Source organism: Actinotalea ferrariae (assembly GCF_019733465.1).
In the GTDB taxonomy this organism is placed as follows: Bacteria; Actinomycetota; Actinomycetes; order Actinomycetales; family Cellulomonadaceae; genus Actinotalea; species Actinotalea ferrariae_A.
In genome coordinates, this window is the sequence record NZ_JACVQL010000192.1 from 1 (window position 1) to 20,781 (window position 20,781).

The 20,781-nt window shown below is 75.0% G+C and carries 21 protein-coding genes; 14 read left to right on the forward strand and 7 right to left on the reverse strand.

Annotation, left to right across the window (positions count from 1 at the left end; genetic code table 11):
* The 3 genes from ICW40_RS14925 to ICW40_RS14935 all read left to right on the forward strand — a co-directional run.
* On the forward strand, positions 1-312 hold a 312-nt coding region (locus ICW40_RS14925), incomplete at its 5' end, for a biopolymer transporter Tol (protein WP_221654807.1).
* Between the two features lie 75 nt (positions 313-387).
* Complete coding sequence (locus ICW40_RS14930) at positions 388-933, forward strand: hypothetical protein (protein WP_221654808.1); 546 nt, start codon at positions 388-390, stop codon at positions 931-933.
* Positions 934-1,039: 106 nt separating this feature from the next.
* Complete coding sequence (locus tag ICW40_RS14935; RefSeq protein ID WP_221654809.1) at positions 1,040-1,501, forward strand: hypothetical protein; 462 nt, start codon at positions 1,040-1,042, stop codon at positions 1,499-1,501.
* 31 nt (positions 1,502-1,532) lie between these two features.
* On the opposite strand, the gene ICW40_RS14940 is transcribed toward ICW40_RS14935, so the two are convergent.
* Complete coding sequence (locus tag ICW40_RS14940) at positions 1,533-3,179, reverse strand: ABC-F family ATP-binding cassette domain-containing protein (RefSeq protein WP_221654810.1); 1,647 nt, start codon at positions 3,177-3,179, stop codon at positions 1,533-1,535.
* Positions 3,180-3,275: 96 nt separating this feature from the next.
* The gene (locus tag ICW40_RS14945; RefSeq protein ID WP_260459263.1) at positions 3,276-4,775 is read right to left on the reverse strand and encodes an MFS transporter; all 1,500 of its coding nucleotides are present in this window, start codon (positions 4,773-4,775) and stop codon (positions 3,276-3,278) included.
* Positions 4,776-4,956: 181 nt separating this feature from the next.
* On the opposite strand from ICW40_RS14945, the gene ICW40_RS14950 reads away from it, so the two are divergent.
* Together ICW40_RS14950 and ICW40_RS14955 are read left to right on the forward strand one after the other, a co-directional pair.
* The gene (locus tag ICW40_RS14950) at positions 4,957-5,658 is read left to right on the forward strand and encodes an alpha/beta fold hydrolase (RefSeq protein ID WP_308121832.1); all 702 of its coding nucleotides are present in this window, start codon (positions 4,957-4,959) and stop codon (positions 5,656-5,658) included.
* A 162-nt stretch (positions 5,659-5,820) separates the two neighbouring features.
* Positions 5,821-6,921 (forward strand): hypothetical protein, encoded by a 1,101-nt coding sequence (locus ICW40_RS14955; RefSeq protein WP_221654811.1) that lies wholly within the window; start codon positions 5,821-5,823, stop codon positions 6,919-6,921.
* 36 nt (positions 6,922-6,957) lie between these two features.
* On the opposite strand, the gene ICW40_RS14960 is transcribed toward ICW40_RS14955, so the two are convergent.
* On the reverse strand, positions 6,958-7,734 hold the full coding sequence (locus ICW40_RS14960) for a fructosamine kinase family protein (protein ID WP_221654812.1): 777 nt from the start codon (positions 7,732-7,734) through the stop codon (positions 6,958-6,960).
* A gap of 175 nt (positions 7,735-7,909) precedes the next feature.
* Here ICW40_RS14960 and ald point away from each other — a divergent pair, with 175 nt between their 5' ends.
* The 4 genes from ald (at position 7,910) to ICW40_RS14980 (ending at position 13,179) form a co-directional block, all read left to right on the forward strand.
* Entirely contained in the window at positions 7,910-9,031 is a 1,122-nt protein-coding gene (gene ald, locus ICW40_RS14965) for an alanine dehydrogenase (protein WP_221654813.1), read from the forward strand.
* Between the two features lie 96 nt (positions 9,032-9,127).
* Positions 9,128-9,703 carry a GNAT family N-acetyltransferase gene (locus tag ICW40_RS14970; protein ID WP_221654814.1) on the forward strand — a complete coding sequence of 192 codons (576 nt, stop codon included), beginning with the start codon at positions 9,128-9,130 and terminating at the stop codon, positions 9,701-9,703.
* Positions 9,704-9,715: 12 nt separating this feature from the next.
* Positions 9,716-11,797, forward strand: coding sequence for a M3 family metallopeptidase (locus tag ICW40_RS14975; protein ID WP_221654815.1), 2,082 nt, complete (start codon positions 9,716-9,718; stop codon positions 11,795-11,797).
* A gap of 35 nt (positions 11,798-11,832) precedes the next feature.
* Complete coding sequence (locus ICW40_RS14980; protein ID WP_221654816.1) at positions 11,833-13,179, forward strand: M20/M25/M40 family metallo-hydrolase; 1,347 nt, start codon at positions 11,833-11,835, stop codon at positions 13,177-13,179.
* Positions 13,180-13,182: 3 nt separating this feature from the next.
* Here ICW40_RS14980 and ICW40_RS14985 read toward each other — a convergent pair whose 3' ends face one another.
* Positions 13,183-13,401, reverse strand: coding sequence for a DUF5703 family protein (locus tag ICW40_RS14985; protein ID WP_221654817.1), 219 nt, complete (start codon positions 13,399-13,401; stop codon positions 13,183-13,185).
* 80 nt (positions 13,402-13,481) lie between these two features.
* Here ICW40_RS14985 and ICW40_RS14990 point away from each other — a divergent pair, with 80 nt between their 5' ends.
* On the forward strand, positions 13,482-13,808 hold the full coding sequence (locus ICW40_RS14990) for a primosomal protein (RefSeq protein WP_221654818.1): 327 nt from the start codon (positions 13,482-13,484) through the stop codon (positions 13,806-13,808).
* Between the two features lie 8 nt (positions 13,809-13,816).
* On the opposite strand, the gene ICW40_RS14995 is transcribed toward ICW40_RS14990, so the two are convergent.
* The gene (locus ICW40_RS14995) at positions 13,817-14,776 is read right to left on the reverse strand and encodes an aldo/keto reductase (protein ID WP_221654819.1); all 960 of its coding nucleotides are present in this window, start codon (positions 14,774-14,776) and stop codon (positions 13,817-13,819) included.
* A gap of 122 nt (positions 14,777-14,898) precedes the next feature.
* Here ICW40_RS14995 and ICW40_RS15000 point away from each other — a divergent pair, with 122 nt between their 5' ends.
* Positions 14,899-15,774: an undecaprenyl-diphosphate phosphatase gene (locus tag ICW40_RS15000; RefSeq protein ID WP_221654820.1), complete on the forward strand. Its 876-nt coding sequence runs from the start codon at positions 14,899-14,901 to the stop codon at positions 15,772-15,774.
* A 70-nt stretch (positions 15,775-15,844) separates the two neighbouring features.
* Positions 15,845-17,104, forward strand: a complete 1,260-nt coding sequence (gene mshC / locus ICW40_RS15005; RefSeq protein ID WP_221654821.1) for a cysteine--1-D-myo-inosityl 2-amino-2-deoxy-alpha-D-glucopyranoside ligase — start codon at positions 15,845-15,847, stop codon at positions 17,102-17,104.
* 42 nt (positions 17,105-17,146) lie between these two features.
* Here the strand turns inward: mshC and ICW40_RS15010 are convergent, their stop codons facing one another.
* A complete protein-coding gene (locus ICW40_RS15010) occupies positions 17,147-18,019 on the reverse strand; it encodes a PAC2 family protein (RefSeq protein ID WP_221654822.1) in 873 nt (290 codons plus the stop codon).
* 99 nt (positions 18,020-18,118) lie between these two features.
* Here ICW40_RS15010 and ICW40_RS15015 point away from each other — a divergent pair, with 99 nt between their 5' ends.
* Positions 18,119-18,862, forward strand: coding sequence for an HAD family hydrolase (locus tag ICW40_RS15015; RefSeq protein ID WP_221654823.1), 744 nt, complete (start codon positions 18,119-18,121; stop codon positions 18,860-18,862).
* Between the two features lie 42 nt (positions 18,863-18,904).
* Here ICW40_RS15015 and ICW40_RS15020 read toward each other — a convergent pair whose 3' ends face one another.
* Positions 18,905-19,894 (reverse strand): RecB family exonuclease, encoded by a 990-nt coding sequence (locus tag ICW40_RS15020; RefSeq protein WP_374199165.1) that lies wholly within the window; start codon positions 19,892-19,894, stop codon positions 18,905-18,907.
* A 48-nt stretch (positions 19,895-19,942) separates the two neighbouring features.
* Between ICW40_RS15020 and ICW40_RS15025 the strand changes: the two genes are divergently transcribed.
* A partial coding sequence (locus tag ICW40_RS15025; protein WP_221654824.1) for a site-2 protease family protein occupies positions 19,943-20,781 on the forward strand: 839 nt, incomplete at its 3' end.

Consider the following 20,781-nt stretch of genomic DNA (forward strand, 5'->3'; position numbering starts at 1 on the left):
TACGTCGTCGTGCGCGGTCGGCTGTGGCGGCGGCGCGACCCGCGGCTGAGCCGCGAGGACGTCGAGACGCTCACCCGCGAGCTGATGGCCGCGCGCCGCGCGAAGGGCGCGGCGATGCGCGCGGGGGACGACGGCGCGCGCGAGGCGGCGCGGCTGCGCGTCGACGCCGCCAAGGTGGCCCTCGGAGAGCGCGGGCCCGTGTGGTGGGACGACGACGCGCCGGACCTCACGCGCCGCATGGCGCGGACGACCGGCTACGCCGCCTGGTTCGAGGCGACGGGCGGCGACGACGGCGGCGTCGGAGAGCAGTAGCCGGGCGCGGGCCGCTGGGCAGAATCACCCGCGCGCGCGGGTCAACTGCGGCACGGCGTCGGTCGATGAGAGGGCATGAGCCGCCGCTCCCTCGTCCCCGCCGCCGCCGTGGTGCTCGGCGGCGTGCTGGGCCTCGCCCTCACCGCGTGCGCCGTCAGCACGGGCGCCGCCCCGGTGGACGTGACGCCCGCCCCGCTCGTCGAGGTCACGCAGCGCGCCGAGGAGGCCGTCGAGGAGACCCGCGGCACGGTCCTGTCGCTCGAGGCGGCGGGTGACCTGTACCTCGCGCTCGTCGAGCCGACCAACGTGATGCTCGACGGGTTCGACACCGCCGTCGCCACCAGTGACATGGCCGCGCTGCGCGAGGTCTCGGGCGACCTGGCCCAGGGCTACGGCGAGCTCGCGACGGCGCTGGAGGAGGCGGCGTGGCCGGTCGAGGCCGAGGCGGGCGTCGCGGCGCTCGTGCTCGAGCTCGAGGGCGAGATCCCGGCGTGGGAGGCCATCGCCGAGGCCGAGGGCGACGACGAGACGGCGACCCGCCTCGCCGAGCTCCCGCCGACGGGGCCGGCGGCCGCCGAGATCCGGTCGGTGCTCGGCCTCGACGTCGTCCCGGCCGGCTGACGCGCGTCGTCGGCACGGCGCCGCCGCCTCAGGCGATCCGGCGATCTGCGGGCGACCCCGTCGGTCCTGCGCCGTGGTTGGCTGGGCACGACGTGGGGAGGCCGGGGTGCGACGTTCGGACGAGCTGGTGGCGCAGGCGCGCGCGGTCCTCGCCGCCGAGCGCGGACGACTGCGCGCGCTGGACGTCCCCGGCGAGCTGGTCCTGCTCGGCGGCGCGAGCCTGCCGGGCACGCTGACGAAGGGCGACGTCGACCTGCACCTTCGTGTCGACCCCGCCCGCTTCGATGCCGCCGTCGACGCCCTGCGGGGTGTCTACGCGGTGGTCCACCCCGACATCTGGCAGCCCACGCTGGCGACGTTCGAGGTCCCGGGTGCACCGCTGCCGACGGGCGTCGCCGTCACGCCGGTCGGCGGTGAGCACGACGTGCGCTTCACGCTCACCTGGCGCCGGATCGCCGAGGACGCCACGCTGCTCGCCGAGTACACCGCGCTCAAGGCGGACGGCGCCGAGGCGCCGGGCTACGAGGAGCGCAAGTCGGCGTTCTTCGACCGCGTGGTCGCCGGCTGAACGGCCGACGGCGACCCCTCGGTCCGGGCGCTCAGTCGGGCGTGACCTCGGTGACGCGGCCGTCCTCGACATGCAGGCGCCGCGTGAGCCGCACGGTCTCGAGCATCCGGCGGTCGTGCGTGACGAGCAGGATCGTGCCGTCGAACACGTCGAGCGCGGCCTCGAGCTGCTCGATCGCCGGCAGGTCGAGGTGGTTGGTCGGCTCGTCGAGCACGAGCAGGTTCACGCCGCGCGCCTGCAGCAGGGCGAGCGCCGCTCTCGTGCGCTCACCGGGGGACTGCGACGCGGCCGGCCGGTGGATGTGGTGCCCGCCGAGCCCGAACTTCGCCAGGAGCGTCCGGACGTCCGCGGTGGGCCAGTCGGGCACCTCGCGCGAGAACGCGTCGACGAGCGGCTCGTCGCCCTCGAACGCGCGTCGCGCCTGGTCGACCTCGCCGACGAGCACGCCGCTGCCCAGGTCCACCGCGCCCGACGTCGGCTCGAGCCGCCCGAGGAGCAGCGCGAGCAGCGTCGACTTGCCCGCGCCGTTGGGCCCGGTCACCGCGACGCGGTCCTGCCAGTCCACCTGCACGTCGACGGGGCCGAGCGTGAAGTCGCCGCGCCGGACGATCGCGGCCCGGGCGACCGCGACCACGGCGCCCGACCGAGGACCGGCCGCGATGCTGAGCTGCAGCTGCCACTCCTTGCGCGGCTCCTCGACCACCTCGAGCCGGCTGATCATGCGGTCGGTCTGCCGCGCCTTCGCCGCCTGCTTCTCCGACGTCTGCCCGCGGAAGTGCTTGATGTGCTTGTCGCCGTCGGTCGCCTTGCGCCGCGCGTTGCGCACGCCCTTCTCCATCCACGCGCGCTGCGTGCGCGCGCGGGCCTGGAGTGCCTCGAGGCGGGACGCGTAGCCCTCGAACGCCTCGCGCGCGCGGCGCCTCGCGATCGACCGCTCCTCGAGGTACGCGTCGTAGCTGCCCCCGTAGAGCTGGACGCGCTGGAGGCTCCGGTCGAGCTCGACGACCGCGGTCACGGTCCGGCTGAGGAACTCGCGGTCGTGGCTCACCACCACGACGGGCGCCTCGGACCGCTGGACGAAGTCCTCGAGCAGGTCGAGCCCGGCGGCGTCCAGGTCGTTGGTCGGCTCGTCGAGGAGGTAGAGGTCGTACCGCGACAGCAGGAGGGCGGCGAGACCCACGCGCGCCGCCTGCCCGCCCGAGAGCGCCGTCATCGGGTGGTCGAGGTCGACGCCCAGCCCGATCTCGTCCGCGACGGTGGCACAGCGCGCGTCGAGGTCGGCGCCCCCCAGGCGCAGCCACGTCTCGAGCGCGTCCGAGTAGGCGTCGCCCGCGCCCGGAACGTCGTCGGCCAGGGCGTCGGCGGCGGCGTCGAGAGCGAGCTGCGCGGCCGCGACCCCCGTGCGCCGCTCGAGGTGCGCGCGGACGCTCTCGCCGTCGAGCCGCTCGACCTCCTGCGCGAGGTAGCCGAGCTGGGCGTCCGGCGGCGACACCGCGACCGTGCCCTCGTCCGGCGCCCGGCGGCCCGCCAGGATCCGCAGCAGCGTGGACTTGCCCGCGCCGTTCGGCCCCACGAGGCCGACGACGTCGCCCGGCGCGACGACGAGCTCGGCACCCGTGAACAGGGTGCGGTCACCGAACGCCGCACTGACGTTCCTGGTCTGGACGGTCGCCGGCATGGGGCCATCATCCCGCGCGCGGGAGGCGGTCGACGACGTGGGTGTCGTCGACCGCCCCGGGTCGCCGTGCCGCTCGGCGGGGTCCGCCCGCCGCCGTCAGTGCGCGGCCGGGTGGGCGCCCTCCGCCCGGACGGCGCCGCGGCGCTTGACCGAGGTCACCGGGTCGGCGATGTCCTCGAGCGACTGGCGCTCCGCGTTGATGCCCAGGAACCACGCCACGAGGCCACCCGTCAGCATGAGGCCCGCCCCGAGGAAGTAGCCGATGGTCAGGGGTCCCGCGTCGGACCCGTCACCCACGAGCGAGGCGTAGAGGGCCGAGGCACCGGCGCCCGCCAGCTGCGCGATGCAGAAGAAGAAGGCGATCGCCTGGCCGCGCAGCTCGATCGGGAAGATCTCGCTCACGGTGAGGTACGCCGACGAGGCGCCGGCCGACGCGAAGAAGAAGCAGACGCACCACAGGACGGTCTGGGTGACCGCCGTGAGGGCGCCCGCCTGGAAGAGCACCGCCGCGAGCGCAAGCACGACGGCCGCCAGCCCGTACGTCGCCAGGATCATCTTGCGGCGGCCCAGCGTGTCGAACAGCGGGCCGAGGAGGAGCGGGCCGAGCAGGTTCCCGATCGCGAACGGGATGAAGTAGAGGGCGACGCTGCCGTGCGGCACGTCGAAGAAGTTGTGCAGCACGAGCGCGTAGCTGAAGAAGATCGCGTTGTAGAGGAACGACTGCGTGACCATCATCGTCGCGCCGAGGATCGAGCGGCGCGGGTACTCCTGGAACATGATCCTCCCGACCCGGAGGATCGGGATGGACCGCTCGCCGACGACCTCGATCGCCTTCGACTCGTCGACCTCGGGCAGCTCGCCGCCTCGCTCGCGGACGGTCTTCTCGATGCCCTCGACGGTCTTCTCGGCCTCGTCGGCGTACCCGTGCGTGAGCTGCCACCGGGGGCTCTCGGGGATGTGCCGGCGGATGTAGATGATGACGAGACCCAGCACCGGGCCGAGCAGGAAGGCGATGCGCCAGCCCCACGCCATCGGGACGAGGTCGGGGTTGAGCAGCACGAGCGCGCCCAGCGAGCCGAGCAGCGCGCCGCCCCAGTAGGTGCCGTTGACGGCGATGTCCACCCGGCCGCGGTACTTCGCCGGGATGAGCTCGTCGATCGCCGAGTTGATGGCCGCGTACTCCCCGCCGATGCCCATGCCCGCGATGAAGCGGAAGACGAGGAAGGACTCGAGGTTCCACGAGAGCCCGGCGAGACCGCTGCCGATGAGGTAGATCATCAGCGTCATGATGAAGAGCCGACGCCGGCCGAGGCGGTCGGTGAGGCGCCCGAAGACGAGCGCTCCGACGACCTGGCCGATGAGGTAGACGGACGCGAGCAGCCCGACGCTGGCGGGGGAGATCCCCAGGCCGCTCTCCTCCTCGGTCAGGATGGACCCGACGTCGGCGACGAGCTGGATCTCGAGGCCGTCGAGGATCCACGAGACGCCCAGCCCGGTGACGACCATCCAGTGGAACCGGGTCCACGGGAGACGGTCCATCCGGGCCGGGATGAGGCTGCGTACCGCTTCGGGCTCTGTCTGAACCGTCGTGCTCATGGGGACTCCCGCGTCCGCATCGGGGCGCCCCTGCCGGCGTCCCGGGTCGAGGCGGAAACTAGGTCGCGCCGGGGAGGCCCGCAACAGATGAGCGCGCTGACCAGCGCGGTCATACGATCGAAGGTCCCCGGAGCCCCCCGGCCGCAGGCGGGCCGGACGATCAGCGCGGAGGTGGGACGCCGTGATCCCCGTCGTCTTCATCCACGGCACCCGGACGTCGTCGGGCATCTGGCGCGACCAGGTCGGTGCGGTCACGGGTGCCGGGCACCGGGCGCTCGCGGTGGACCTGCCGGGCCACGGCGACCGGACGGGGGAGCGGTTCACGCTCGGCGAGGCGGTCGCCACGATCGAGCGGGCGGTGGACAGCATGCCGGGCCCGGTGCTCCTCGTCGGCCTGTCCCTGGGCGGCTACGCGTCCCTCGCCTACGCGGCGCGGCACCCCGGGAAGGTCGCGGGCCTCGTGCTCTCCGGCTGCTCGACGGAGATCCGGGGCAAGCCGCTCGACGCCTACCGGAGGCTGTCGCTGCGGGTCGCCGACACCCTGCGGCCGAGCCGCCACACGTGGCACGTCGTGGCGGACATGCTCACCGCGATGCGGGGCTACTCCGCGCTGGCGGACCTCCGCCGGCTGCGCGTGCCCGTGTGGCTCGTCAACGGCGCACGGGACCCGTTGCGGATGGAGGAGTGGCGGTTCCTGCTCGCGCACCCCGGCGTGCGCCTGCACGTCGTCCCGCGCGCCGGGCACGACGTCAACAGCCACGCACCGCACGCGTTCAACCGCGTCCTCCTGCGGGCGCTGCGCGAGGTGCCCCTCATCGCCGAGCGCCTCCCCGACCGGCTCGCGTCCGCGGCCGTGCGGACGGCGCGCCCCGCACTCCTCTGAGGCTCCCGGCCGTACGCACCCGCCGCGGCGCCCGGCGTGGGGGACGAAGGTCCCGGCAGGCCCGGGCGGGCCGTCCCTAGCGTGGTGGTGCACCGGCGCGCTCCCGGGTCCGCGACGTCCCGGCAGCAGGGGCCGGACCGCAGCCGCGATCCTGGGAGCACGATGACGCACCGCCCGCCCCGCACCCCTTTCCGTCCGGGCCGCACGACCGCGCGCGCCGCCCGAGCGGGAACCCTCACGGCCGCGCTGACCACCGCCGGCGTCGTCGTCGGCGCCGTGCCGGCCCAGGCGCACGAGCGCTGGTTCACCGAGAACACCGAGGGCGGCGACTGGGGGTTCTTCCTCTCGCCGCTGCCGCTCGCGCTGACGCTGCTCGTCGTGGCGGTGACGGTGGCGTGGCGGCTGGTCTCGTGGCGGCTGCCGCGGCCCGAGCTGGCCGTGCTCCGGCCGATGGGCCGCCTCGCGCCGTACCTCCCGCGGCTCCTCGCGGTGCACCTGGGTGTGTCGCTGCTCGTCTTCTCGGTCACGGGCTCGTTCCTCACACCCGCGCTCCACCTGGACGACGTGCCGGGCGGCGTCCTCGCCGGGGTGGTCCAAGCGGCGATCGGCATCTGGCTCATCACGGGCGTCCGACTCCGGCCCGCCGCGGTCGGCGTCGTGCTCCTCGGGCCGCCCGCGCTGCTCACGGGCGGCCCCGTCGCCGTGCTCGAGACGGCCGCGCTGCTCGGCATCGCGCTGTTCCTCGCGCTCGTGCCGCCGTCGGACGGCACGTTCGGGCGGGTGCAGCCGAGCCCGGAGCGCCTGCGCCTCGCGCTCCTCGCACTGCGCGTGCTCGTCGCCGTCAGCCTCGTCACGCTCGCCTTCAGCGAGAAGTTCACGAACCCCGAGCTCGCGCGAAACACGCTCGAGGCGTACCCGCAGCTCAACGTGTTCGAGCTCGTCGGCATCCCGATGCCGGTGGACACGTTCATCGTCGTCGCGGGCGCGGTCGAGCTGCTCTTCGGGCTCCTGGTGCTCTCGGGTGCCATGCCGCAGGTCGCCGTGCTCGTCGCCATGGTCCCGTTCAACGCGACGCTCGTGCTGTTCGGCACCACGGAGGTCATCGGCCACCTGCCGGTCTACGGCGTGTTCCTCACCCTGCTCGTGTACGGCTCGGACCCCAGGACCGCGCCCGCCGTCTCGTGGCTGCCCACGGTGGCCGACCTGCGGGCGATCGGCCGTGGTCGGCTGGGCGCCGTCGCGCCGGCGTCGTCGGGGGCGTGACCGGGCGGGCGGCGCCGCCTGGAGGCGGAGGGTCGCTCAGGCCGCGCAGGCAGCCGCGAGGCGCGTGAGCTGCGCGACGTAGCCGCCGCCGAACAGCACGGCGTGCATGCCGACCGGGTACAGCTGGTGCAGACCGAGGAGGTCCTGCCAGCCGGCGGGCGGGGGGTGCACCGACACGTAGCCGGCGACGACGTCGTCCAGGTGGGGCGGGCCGAACAGGTGGAGCATCGCGAGGTCGGTGAGCGGGTGGCCGCCGTGCGCCGCCGGGTCGATGAGCACCGCGCCGTCGGGCGTCCACATGACGTTCCCCGACCACAGGTCCCCGTGCACCCTCGCCGGCGGCTCGTCGTCGGCCCACCTGCCCGAGCGCAGGTGGTCGGCGACGCGGGCGAGGTCCGCGTCGAGGGCGGGGGAGAGGCGGCTGCGGGCGCGGAGCAGGGTGCGCAGCTGCTCGACGCGGAGGTCGGCGACGGCGTCGCCCCATCGCTCGTGGGCGCCGTGGAGCAGCGGCAGCGGCTCGTCGAGCGGCCCGAAGAAGCCGTCGCCGTCCCATCCTGCGGGCGGCGCACCGAATGCCGGGGCACCGGCGGCGTGCAGGTGGGCGAGGCCCTCGCCGAGCGCGCGGGCGGCCCGCCGGTCAGGCGGTGCGGACGTCAGTCGCTCGAGGACCAACGCGTCCGGGCGCACGTCGAGCACACGGACGACGGGCACCGCAGCGGCGTCGGCGAGCCAGCGGAGTCCGGCGGCCTCGCACTCGAAGAAGCCGCTCGGGGCGTCGGGCCGGTGCTTGCGGTGCACCGGTGGCGTCGTCATCGGCCCAGTCGACCACGCAGGTGACGGTCGTGACGCCGGGCCCGCCGCGATCTCGACGCCGGATCGGGCACGGACGACGAAATCCGTGGATCGCAGGTGTGCACAAGGGCGGTCACCACTGTCGGAAGCGCGCCGGGCATGCGATTCTCGCGGTATGAGCCCAACGGAGGGTGCCATGACGACGACGCGCGTCGGAGTTCCGGCCGAGGTCAAGAACCACGAGTACCGCGTCGCGCTGACGCCCGCCGGCGTGCACGCCCTGACCTCGCAGGGGCACGAGGTGCTCGTGCAGGCGGGCGCGGGCCGCGGCTCGAACATCCCGGACGACGCCTACGTCGCCGCGGGCGCGCGGATCGTCCCCACGGCGGCGGACGCCTGGGCCGCCGAGCTCGTCTGCAAGGTCAAGGAGCCCCTCCCGCAGGAGCACGGCTTCCTGCGCCGCGACCAGGTGCTCTTCACGTACCTGCACCTGGCCGCGAGCAAGCCGTGCACCGAGGCGCTCCTCGCCGCGGGCACGACGGCGATCGCGTACGAGACGGTGCAGGCGGCCGACGGCTCGCTGCCGCTGCTCGCGCCGATGAGCGAGGTCGCCGGACGGCTCGCGACGCAGGTCGGTGCGTACCACCTCATGCGGAGCCAGGGCGGGCGAGGGTTGCTCCCGGGCGGGGTGCCGGGGGTCGCGCCGGCGTCGGTCGTCGTGATCGGCGGAGGCGTCGCCGGGCGGCACGCGGCGGACATCGCCGTCGGTCTGCGGGCCGACGTGACGGTGCTCGACGTCAACCTCCCGCGCCTGCGCGAGCTCGACGCCGCGTACGGGGGGCGCGTCCGCACGCTGGCGTCCAGCCCGCTCGCGGTCGAGGAGGCCGTGCTCGCGGCGGACCTGGTCATCGGCGCCGTGCTGGTCCCGGGCCGCCGTGCGCCGACCCTGGTCTCCAACGCGACGGTGGCCCGCATGCGCGAGGGCTCGGTGCTCGTGGACATCGCCGTGGACCAGGGCGGTTGCTTCGAGGACACCCGCCCCACGACGCACGCCGAGCCGACCTTCCCGGTGCACGGGTCGACGTTCTACTGCGTCGCCAACATGCCGGGCGCGGTCCCCGTGACGTCCACCCACGCCCTGACGGCGGTGACCCTGCCCTACGTGCTCGCGCTGGCCGAGCACGGCTGGCGTCGGGCCGTCGACGCGGACCCGGCGCTCGCGGCCGGCCTCACGACGCACGACGGCGCCCTGCTGCACCCGGGTGTCGCGGAGGCGCACGGCCTGCCCGTGGCGGACGCCCGCGCGGTGCTCGTCTGACGTGCCCTCCGCTGCGAAGGAGCGCGATGCCGCTGCGCCGAGCGGCGGGTGGACATGCTGCGCGGCCGTGACGGCGGTCGGCCCTAGGGTGCCCGGGTGGAGCCTCTCGACCTGCGCGACGACCGCCTGCTGCTCTCCCCGCCCACCGAGGCCGACCTCGACGACATCACCGAGGCGTGCCAGGACCCGCAGATCGCGGCGTGGGTCACGATCCCGGCGCCGTACGCCCGGTCCGACGGGGAGGGCTTCCTGCGGCAGGCCGTGGTGCCCGGCTGGGCGTCGGGCAGCTCGCTGACCTGGGCGGTGCGGGAGGCGGACGACGACGACGGTCGCCTGCTCGCGATGATCGGGCTGGACGGCATCGGGGACGGGTCCGCAGAGCTCGGGTTCTGGGTGGCGCCGTGGGCGCGCCGCCGCGGCGTGATGACCCGCGCCACCGCCCTGGTGCTCCAGCACGCCTTCGCGCCCGACGGGCTCGGTCTCGAGCGTGTGCTCTGGCAGGCGTACGTCGGCAACTGGCCCTCGCGGCGCGTCGCGTGGCGGGCGGGCTTCCGCGTCGAGGGCACGGTGCGGCTGCACGGCGTGCAGCGCGGCGTCCGGCGGGACATGTGGGTCGGGACGCTGCTGCGCGGCGACCCGCGCGAGCCCGTCGAGCCGTGGCCGGCCGACTGAGAGGATGACCGGATGAGCGACACGACCGCCGCACCGGCGCTGGACCCGACGAACCCCTTCGCCCTCGACTCCAGCCTTCCGTACGCGCTGCCCGACTTCGCCGCCATCCGCGACGAGCACTACCTGCCCGCCTTCGAGGCGGGCATGGCGCAGGAGCGTGCCGAGGTCGAGGCGCTGCTCGCGAGCACCGAGCCGCCGACCGAGGAGCTGCTGCTGGGGCTCGAGCGCTCCGGGGCGCTGCTGCACCGGGTCGCGACCGTCTTCTTCAACCGCACGAGCGCGGACACGTCGCCCGCCCTCGACGAGCTCGAGGAGCGCGTGGCGCCCCTGCTGTCCGAGCACCACGACGCGATCTACCTCGACCGGCGCCTCTACGAGCGGCTCGAGGCGCTGCAGGCGCGCGTCGACGCCGGCGAGGTGCGCCTCGAGCCGGACGCCGCCTGGCTGCTCACCGAGCTGCGCCGCGACGTCGTGCGTGCGGGTGCCGCGCAGCCCGAGGACGTCCAGGCCCGCCTGCGCGAGCTGAACTCGCGCATCACGACGCTCGAGACGGCGTTCGGCCGTGAGCTCCTGGCCGAGACGAACGCCTCCGCGGTGCTCCTCGAGGACGTGGCCGACCTCGACGGGATGCCCGAGGACGCGATCGCCGCGGCCCGGCAGGCCGCGGCGGACCGCGGGCACGAGAGCGGCTACCTCGTCGAGCTCATGCTCTACAGCCAGCAGCCGGTCCTCGCGACGCTGAGGCGCCGCGACGTGCGGCGACGGATCCACGAGGCGTCCGTCGCGCGCGGCGGTCGCGGCGGCGAGCACGACACGCGGGCGATCCTCCTCGAGCTGGCCCGCCTGCGCGCCGAGCGCGCCCGGCTGCTCGGCTACGAGCACCACGCCGCGTACGTCGCCGAGGACGGGACCGCCCGCACGACGCAGGCCGTCTCGGCCATGCTCGGGCGCCTGGCGCCCGCCGCGGCCGCCAACGCGCGGCGCGAGGCCGCCGACCTCGAGCGGGCGCTGCAGGCGGACGAGCCGGGAGCGACGCTCGAGGCCTGGGACTGGCCGTTCTACGCCGAGCGGGTGCGCCAGGAGCGCTACTCGCTCGACGACGCGCTGCTGCGCCCGTACCTCGAGCTCGAGCGCGTGGTGCACGACGGCGTCTTCCACGCGGCGGGCGAGCTGTACGGCCTCAGCTTCGCGGCCCGGCCGGAGCTGGTCGGCTACCACCCCGACGTCCGCGCGTTCGAGGTCCGCGACGCCGACGGCTCCGAGCTCGGCCTGTTCCTCGCCGACTGGTACACGCGCGAGTCGAAGCACGGCGGTGCGTGGATGAACAACCTCGTCGACCAGAGCCACCTCCTCGGGCACCGGCCGGTCGTCGTCAACAACCTCAACATCCCCAAGCCGCCGGCCGGTGAGCCGACGCTCCTCACGTGGGACGAGGTCATCACGCTCTTCCACGAGTTCGGCCACGCGCTGCACGGGCTGTTCTCGGACGTGCGGCTGCCCAGTCAGTCCGGCACCGAGGTGCCGCGCGACTTCGTGGAGTACCCGTCGCAGGTCAACGAGATGTGGGCGTGGGAGCCGAGCGTCCTGCGCCGGTACGCCGTGCACCACCGCACGGGCGAGCCCATGCCCCAGGAGTGGGTCGACACGATGATCGCCTCGCGGCAGTACAACGAGGGCTTCTCGACGACGGAGTACCTGGGCGCGGCGCTCCTGGACCAGGCCTGGCACACGCTCGGTCCGGACGAGGTCCCGACGTCCGTCGACGAGGTCGGGGCCTTCGAGGCGCGCGCGCTCGAGGCGGCGGGGATCGCGGTGGCCGCGGTGCCCCCGCGCTACCGGACGACCTACTTCAACCACGTCTTCGGCGGCGGCTACGCGGCGGCGTACTACTCGTACATCTGGTCGGAGGTGCTCGACGCCGACACGGTGACGTGGTTCGAGGAGAACGGGGGCCTGCGCCGCGAGAACGGCGACCGGTTCCGGCGCGTGCTCCTGTCGCGCGGTGGGTCGCTCGACGTCATGGACACCTTCCGCGAGCTGCGCGGCCGCGACCCGGAGATCGCACCGCTCCTGGCCCGCCGCGGACTCGCGTAGCGAGCCGCCGCCGACCCGCCGGGTAGCGTGGCGTCATGTCCACCGACGCCTCCCCGGCCGCGCCGGCCACCAGCAGCCCGACCGCCCAGGGCGAGGTCGCACGCCTCTGCCAGGACCTGCTCCGGATCGACACGTCGAACTACGGCGACGGCAGCGGTCCGGGGGAGCGCGCGGCCGCCGAGTACGTCATGGGCGCGCTGACCGAGGTCGGCCTCGAGCCCGAGCTGTTCGAGTCGGCACCGGGACGCGCGAACGTCGTCGTGCGGCTCGAGGGCAGCGACGCGGACCGGCCTGCGCTCGTGCTGCACGGGCACACGGACGTCGTCCCCGCAGCGGCCGGCGACTGGTCGGTCGACCCGTTCGGCGGCGAGGAGCGCGACGGCCTGCTGTGGGGCCGCGGTGCCGTCGACATGAAGGACATGGACGCGATGATCCTCGCGGTCGTGCGCCAGATGGCCCGCGAGGGCCGGCGCCCGTCGCGCGACGTCGTCGTGGCGTTCTTCGCGGACGAGGAGGCCGGCGGGCGGTTCGGTGCCCGGTACGCCGTCGACCACCGGCCCGAGCTGTTCGCCGGGGCGACGGAGGCCATCAGCGAGGTCGGGGGTTTCTCGGTCGAGGTGGGCGGCCGGCGCGCCTACCTGCTCCAGACGGCCGAGAAGGGCATCGGCTGGCTGCGGCTGGTCGCGGAGGGGCGCGCGGGCCACGGCTCGCAGGTCAACCACGAGAACGCCGTGACGGAGCTCGCGGCGGCCGTCGCGCGGATCGGGACCTACGCGTGGCCGCTCGAGATCACGCCGACCGTGCGTGCGCTGCTCACGGGCGTCGCCGACCTCACCGGGCTCCCGCTCGACCTCGAGGACCCGGACGCGGTCGACCGGCTGGTCGACGCGCTCGGGCCCGCCGCGCGGTTCGTCGGCGCCACGGTGCGCAACACCGCCAACCCCACCCAGCTCGCTGCCGGGTACAAGGCGAACGTCATCCCGGGCTCGGCCGAGGCCGTGCTCGACACCCGGTTCCTGCCCGGGCACGAGGACTCGGCACGCGCCAAGCTCGCCGAGCTCGCCGGGCCGGGCGTCCGGATCGAGGACGTGCACCGTGACATCGCGCTCGAGGTGCCGTTCAGCGGCGACCTGGTCGACGCCATGGTCGCGTCGCTGCACGCCGAGGACCCGGACGCCACGGTGCTGCCGTACACGCTCTCGGGCGGCACCGACAACAAGTCCCTCGCCCGCCTCGGGATCACCGGCTACGGGTTCGCGCCGCTGCAGCTGCCGCCGTCGCTGGACTTCTCCGCGATGTTCCACGGCGTCGACGAGCGCGTGCCGGTGGAGTCGCTCCGCTTCGGCACGCGCGTGCTGGACCGCCTGCTCGGGTCCTGCTGACCGTCAGAGGGTGCTGCGGACGCGGATGATCTTGCGGCGCAGCCACACCTTCCGGTCGCCGCCGGCGTAGAGGCTCGTCCGGGCCAGCTCCCAGCGGCCGTACTCGGCCTCCTCGGTCAGCAGCCGGCGCGCGTCCCCGCGGCTCGTCGACCGCGGGATGGTGAGCACGCGGTACTCGTACTGACCGCCCTGGGTCTGCCAGCCGTCCCTGACCGGCGTCATGCTTCGGCTCAACGCTCGTACCTCCACGGGTCGCGACGACCGAGTGCCATTGTGCACTCTCCGGCGCTACGGTCGGTGCCATGACCGACGACCCGCGTGCCGCGCTCGACCGCCTGCTCGCCGCGCTGGAGGCCCACTTCCACGCGGTCAGCACCCGTCGGGGCGACGAGGACCCGGCGGTCGACGACGCGTACGACGTGCTGGCCGACGCGTTCGAGGTCTACGACAACGCGCTGCTGCGCGTGCACGGCGAGACGCTCCCGTTCTACCTCGCCGACGACGAGGTGGACGACGACGTCGACGACGCGGGCGACGACGACGATGACGACGAGGTGGACGAGGACGACCTCGACGACCTCGACGACGACCTGCTCGACGGCACGGAGCTCGACGACGCGGAGCGCTGAGCCGCCGCTCAGCGGCTCTCGGGGTAGCCGACGGGGGGCGCGCTGACCTCGTCGAGCGCCTCGCCGATCGCTTGCGGGAGGTCGAGGTCGGCGTCGAGCGCGCTCCGCAGCTGGGCCGCCGTGCGTGCGCCGACGAGGGCCGACGCCACGCCCGGCCGCGAGAGCACCCACCCGAGCGCGAGCTCGAGCGGCGTGCGCTCGAGCCCCTCGGCCGCGGTGAGGAGCGCGTCGAGCACCCCCGCCGACGGGGTCCCCAGGTAGGGCGCCACGAACCCGGCGAGGTGGGCCGACGCCGCGCGGGAGTCGGCCGGGACGGTCCGCCGGTACTTGCCGGTCAGCACGCCGCGGCCGAGCGGTGACCAGGCGAGCACGCCCGCACCGAGCGCCGTCGCCGCCGGCACGACCTCGCGCTCGACGCCGCGCTGCAGCAGCGAGTACTCGACCTCCACCGCGGCGAGCGGGGTGTCGGCCTCGAGCAGGGTGGCGACGCGGGCCGTCTGCCACCCCGGGTGGTTGGACAGCCCCGCGTAGCGCGCTCGGCCGCTGTCGACGGCGTGCCGCAGGGCCGCCGCCGTCTCGGCGAGCGGCGTGCGGGGGTCGGGGGACTGCACGAGGAACAGGTCGACGTGGTCGGTCCCCAGCCGGGCGAGCGACGCGTCGAGGGAGTCGAGGAGCGCGCCGCGCGAGGCGTCGACCACCCCTCCGCGCGCGGTGCGGCGCACACCGCCCTTGGTGCACAGCACGACGTCCTCGCGCGCCACCACCGTGCCGAGGAGGGAGCCGATGAGCTCCTCGGCCCCGCCGTCGGCGTAGGAGGCCGCGGTGTCGACGAGCGTGCCGCCCGCGTCGACGAAGTCGCGCAGCTGCTCGGCGGCCTCCGCCTCGTCGGTGTCCCTCGCCCACGTGAGCGTGCCGAGGCCGATCGCCGAGACACGCAGCCCCGTCCGGCCCAGCTGTCGCTCCTCCATGGCCGTGCACGCTACCGGTCCGTCCGACCGCGACCGGTCAGCACGCGCGCGCAGCGACGCCGTCGCGGCCCTCGCCGAACGTGCGCGCCGCGTGGTCGCCGGCTGCCGGTAGCCTGCCCGCCATGACGTGGTGGGAAGCGGTCGTCCTCGGCCTTGTCCAGGGGCTCACCGAGTTCCTCCCGGTCTCCTCGAGCGCGCACCTGCGCATCGTCGGCGAGCTGCTGCCGGGCGGGGGCGACCCCGGCGCCGCCTTCACGGCGATCACCCAGATCGGTACCGAGAGCGCCGTCCTGCTCTACTTCCGCCGCGACATCGCACGCATCTGCGTCGCGTGGTGGCGCGCGCTCACCGGCAAGGACGGCACCGGGTGGCGCGCCCGCATGGGCGCCGCCGACCCGGACGCGCGGATGGCGTGGTGGATCGCGCTCGGCTCGGTGCCCATCGTCGTGCTCGGGCTCGCGTTCGAGGACTCGATCAAGGGCCCGTTCCGCAACCTCTACCTCGTCGCCGCGACGCTCGCCGTGTTCGCCGTCGTCCTCGGCTGGGCCGACAAGGTCGGTGCCAAGGTGCGCTCGCTCGACCAGCTGACCGGCAGGCACGCGATCCTCTTCGGTCTCGCCCAGGCGATGGCGCTCATCCCCGGGGTCTCGCGGTCGGGCGGCACCATCACCGCCGGCCTCCTCATGGGCTACACGCGGGAGGCCGCCGCCCGGTACTCGTTCCTGCTCGCGATCCCGGCCGTCCTGGGCTCGGGGCTCCAGCAGCTCGTGACGAGCGTGGACGACTTCGGCGACCCGGGCACGCCCGGGCTCGGCGTCATCGCGCTCGCGACGCTCATCGCGTTCGCCGTGGGCTACCTGGTCATCATCGGCTTCCTGAAGATCGTCTCGACGTACAGCTACCAGCCGTTCGTGGTGTACCGGATCGCGCTCGCCGTCGTGGTCGTGCTGCTGATCTGGGTCGGTGCGCTCGAGCCGGTGAGCGACGCGGTCGTCTGACCCCCGGGCCCTCAGGCCCCGCCCAGGCTCCGGGTCGGTGGTCGTCCCACCTCTGGCCTAGGCTGCGCACGTGCGTACCTGGCCCTCCCCGCATGTCCCGAGCATCCCCGGCCGCGGTGGCGAGGTGAAGGTCCTCGACAGCGTGACCGGAACGCTCGTGACCGCGTCGTCCGGCCCCTCCGCGACGATGTACGTGTGCGGCATCACGCCGTACGACGCGACGCACCTCGGTCACGCGGCCACGTACATCGCCTTCGACCTGCTGCACCGCGCCTGGCTCGACGCCGGCCTCACGGTCACGTACGCGTCGAACGTCACCGACGTCGACGACCCGCTGCTCGAGCGCGCGGCCGCCCGCGGTCTCGACTGGGAGCAGCTCGCTGCCGACCAGACGGCCCTGTTCGCGGAGGACATGACGACGCTGGGCGTGCTGGCCCCGCACACGTACCTGGGTGCCGTCGAGACCATCCCGACGATCGTGCCGACCGTGGAGCGGCTGCTCGAGCGAGGGCTCGCGTACCGCGTGCCGCTCGAGGAGGGCGCGGGCGGTGACCGCTCGGACCTGGGCGACGTGTACGCCGACATCAGCGCCGACCCGCACTTCGGCTCGGTCGCCGGCCTCGACCACGACGAGACCGTCGAGCTCTTCGCCGAGCGCGGCGGCGACCCGGGCCGGCCCGGCAAGCGTGACCCGCTGGACCCGGCGCTGTGGCGTCGCACCCGGCCGGGTGAGCCGTCCTGGCCGGGCGGCTCGCTCGGCGACGGACGCCCCGGCTGGCACATCGAGTGCACGGTGATCGCGGAGCAGGCGCTCGGCACCTCCTTCGACGTCCAGGGCGGGGGCCGCGACCTCGTCTTCCCGCACCACGAGATGAGCACCGCTCACGCCCGCGCCCTCGGCGGCGAGGGCGCACGCGTGCACATGCACACCGGCATGGTGGGCCTGGGCGGCGAGAAGATGAGCAAGTCGCTCGGGAACCTCGTTCTGGTCTCCGACCTGCGGCGCCAGGGCGTGGACCCGATGGCCGTGCGGCTCGCCGTCCTCGCGCACCACTACCGCGACGACTGGCAGTGGGAGGACGCCGTGCTCGCCGAGGCGCAGGCGCGCCTCGAGCGCTGGCGCGCCGCGGTCTCGGGCAACGGCGGTCCGGACCCGGACAGCACGGTCGCTGCGCTGCGCGCCGCGCTCGCCGCCGACCTGGACGCGCCGGCTGCCCTGCGCGCGATGGACACCTGGGCCGACGCGTCGCTGAGCGTCGGCGGTGACGTCGAGGGTGCGCCGGGCATCGTCGCCCGGGCGCTCGACGCGCTCCTCGGCATCCGGCTCTGACGGCCCGACCCCGACCCACCCCGGCCTGACGGCCGGTCGCGCTCAGGTCCCGCCGGGCCCGCTGCCCGGGCCGCGGTCGCGGCGGCGCAGGTAGCGCTCGAACTCGCGCGCGATCGCCTCGCCCGTCGCCTCCGGCAGCTCGGCCGTGTCCTTGGCCTCCTCGAGCTGGGCGACGTACTCCGCGATCTCCGCGTCCTCCGCCGCGAGCTCGTCGACCCCGTGCTGCCACGCCTCGGCGTCCTCCGTGAGATCGCCCAGCGGCACGGGTTCGCCCAGCAGCTCCTCGAGCCGCACGAGCAGGGCGAGCGTCGCCTTGGGCGACGGCGGGTGCGCGACGTAGTGCGGGACGGCGCCCCAGACCGACAGCGAGCGCATGCCCCGGCGCTGCGCCTCGTGCTGGAGCACCCCGACGATGCCGGTCGGGCCCTCGTAGGTGTTCGCGTCGAGCCCGAGCCGGTCCTGCAGCTGGGGGTCGTCCGACGTCGCCGTCACGGGGATCGGCCGCGTGTGGGGCACGTCCGCGAGCAGCGCGCCGAGCGTGACCACGGTCGTGACGCCGAGTCGGTCCGCGACGTCGAGCAGCTCGGCGCAGTACCGCCGCCAGCGCATCGACGGCTCGATGCCGTGCACGAGGACGACGTTGTCGCCCGACGTCGGGCGGGAGGCGACGGCGATCGCCGTCGTCGGCCAGGTGATCTCCCGGCGGCCGTCGTCGGCGAGGGCGATCGTCGGCCGGTTGACCTGGAAGTCGTGGTAGTCCTCGGGGTCGAGCTCGTCGACCTGCTCGGCCGCCCAGACCTCGTGCAGGTGGACCAGCGCCTGCGTCGCCGCCGCACCCGCGTCGTTCCAGCCCTCGAAGGCCGCGAGCATGACGGGCCCGCGCAACGGGCCGAGGGCGGGCAGTGCGTCGCTCATGGGCGTCAGCCTAGGCGGTCGGCCCCCGGCGGGAGGTGCGGCGGACCGGGCCGGAGGAGGCGGTCGCGGACCACGGTCGACGTCGCTCGCGGACGTAGGATGGGCCGGGTGCCCCCCTCTGACGCCTCGCTGCCGCATGCCGTGAACCGCCCGGCGGACTCCCCGCTCCCCGCCGCCGTGCTGTGGGACATGGACGGGACCCTCGTGGACACCGAACCCGCGTGGATGGCCGCCGAGGTGGCGCTCGTGGCGGAGTTCGGCGGGGTGTGGACCGACGAGGACTCCCTCCGGATGATCGGCATGCCCCTCCTCACCGCGGCCGGGATCCTGCGGGCGCACGGGGTCGACCTGCCGGAGGACGCCATCGTCGAGCGTCTCGTCGCGTCGGTCGTCGCCGCGGTCGGCCGGGACCTCGTGTGGCAGCCGGGCGCGCGCGAGCTGCTGGGCGCCGTGCGCGACGCGGGCATCCCGTGCGCGCTCGTCACGATGTCGTACCGGAACCTCGCCGAGGCCGTGGTGGGGCAGGCGCCGCCCGGCACGTTCGACCTCCTCGTGACGGGCGACGAGGTCACGCACGGCAAGCCGCACCCCGAGCCCTACCTCCGGGCGGCCGACCTGCTCGGCGTCGACATCACGCGCTGCGTCGCGGTCGAGGACTCGCCGCCGGGCGTCGCGTCGGCGCTCGCGTCCGGTGCGCGCACGCTCGGGGTGCAGCACATCGCGCGCGTCGAGGCGCAGCCGGGTCTCAGCCGCGCGGGCTCGCTCGCGCAGATCGGCCTCGACGACCTGCGCGCCCTCGTGCGCGGGGATGTGCTCGACCTCCTCGAGGACCCCGCCGCCTGACGGGACCACGGTCGGGCCTCGTGTGGTCCGGCTCGGGGGAGATCAGACCGGCGGGCGGATGCCCAGCGCCACCTCGACCGCGCCGGCCGGGAGCTCCGGCGGCGTGCCCCCGAACGTGGGGCACAGCGCCTGGTGGCTGCACCAGCCGCACAGCGGCCCGGGCCGCGGTGCCCAGGTGCCGCTCTGCGCCGACGAGCGGATGCCGGCCCAGATCGCTCGGATGCGCCGCTCGGTCGTCTCGAGCTCCGCGGCGCTCGGCACGTGACGGAGCAGGGTCCCGTCGCCCAGGTAGACGAGCTGGAGCATCGCGGGCACCCGGCCGCGCAGGCGGGACAGGACCAGGGCGTAGAAGCGCATCTGGAACAGGGCCTGACCCTCGTAGCCCTCGCGCGGCGACTTGCCGGTCTTGTAGTCGACCACCCGGATGGCACCGTCGGGCGCGACGTCGAGGCGGTCGATGATGCCGCGCAGCTCGAACCCGTCCTCGAGCTCGGTCGAGACCGCGAGCTCACGCTCCGCCGGCTGGAGCCGGTTCGGGTCCTCGAGCGTGAACCAGCGCTCGAGCAGCGCGCCCGCGTCCGCGAACCAGGCCGTCGTGTCCGCCGCGTCCGGGAGCACCTCCGCGCACTCCGGGGCGTCGGCGACGATCGAGGCCCACGTGGCGGGGAGCAGAGCGCGCGCCGCGTCGAGGGTGCGGCGACCGGCCGGGGCGTCGAACAGGCGCTCGAGGACCGCGTGGACGAGCGTGCCGCGCACGGCCGCGGCGCTCGGCGGCTCGGGCAGTCGGTCCACGACGCGGAAGCGGAAGAGCAGCGGGCACTGCATGAAGTCGTTCGCGCGCGACGGCGACAGCCCCGGGCGCCGGACGCGCGGGGCCTCCTCGGCGCCGGGGACGATCTCGGCGACCTCCTCGACCTCGGCGACGCTGCCGAGCCCGGCGACCCCGGCGACCTCGGCGGGCGCGGCGTCGCCGGCCGGCTCCTCGTCGGGAGCGGCGGCGGGGGTCAGGACGGTCCCTGGGTCGGTCAGCACGCGAGCAGGGTACGTCGTGCCACCGACACGCCCGCCTAGGGTTCCCGTGTGGACCCGGACGCCCGCAGGACCTGGACCGTCGGCCGCCTCGCGGGCGCGCCGCTCGCGGTGAGCCCGTGGAGCCTGGCGACGCTCGCCGTCGTCGTCGTGCTCGCGTTCCGTGTGCTCGACGCGCAGGTGCCCCGAGCCCCCTGGGCGCTCGCCGCGGCCGCCCTGACCGGTGTGCTCGTGACGGCGTCGGTCGCGCTGCACGAGCTGGCGCACGCGCTCGTCGCGCGGCGCGTGGGCGTCCCCGTCGAGCGCGTCGTCATCACGTCCCTCGGGGCGCGGGTCTCGCTCGACGAGCGCGCGCTGCGGCCCGGCACGACGGCGCTCGTGGCGCTCGCAGGTCCCGCGCTGAGCCTCGTGCTGGGCGGTCTCGCGTGGGCCGCCTCGACGGCCGCGCCGGACGGCGGCCTCGTGCGGTGGGCGCTCCTCATCGTGGCCGTGGTCAACGGGGCGACGGGCGCGATGAACCTGCTGCCGGCCGCACCGATGGACGGCGGCAAGGTGCTCGCGGCGGGCGTCTGGGCGGCCACCGGCGACCGCCAGCGGGGCACCGTCGTGAGCGCCTGGGGCGGCCGGGTGCTCGCCGTCGTCGTGGTGCTCGTGCTCGTGGTGCGTCCGCTCGTCGTCGGCGGCCGGGTCGAGCTGCTCCTCGTCGTGCTCGCCGTGCTCTGGGCGGGGTTCCTCTGGGCGGCGGCCGGCTCGTCCCTGCGGGCCGCCCGCTCCGCCCGCCGCGTCGGCGCGCTCGACCTGCGGCGCCTCGTCGTCCCGGCCGTCGGCCTGCCGGGCACCGACACCGTGGCCGCCCTGGACGCGCTGCGCGGCGACGTCGGCCCGGGAGC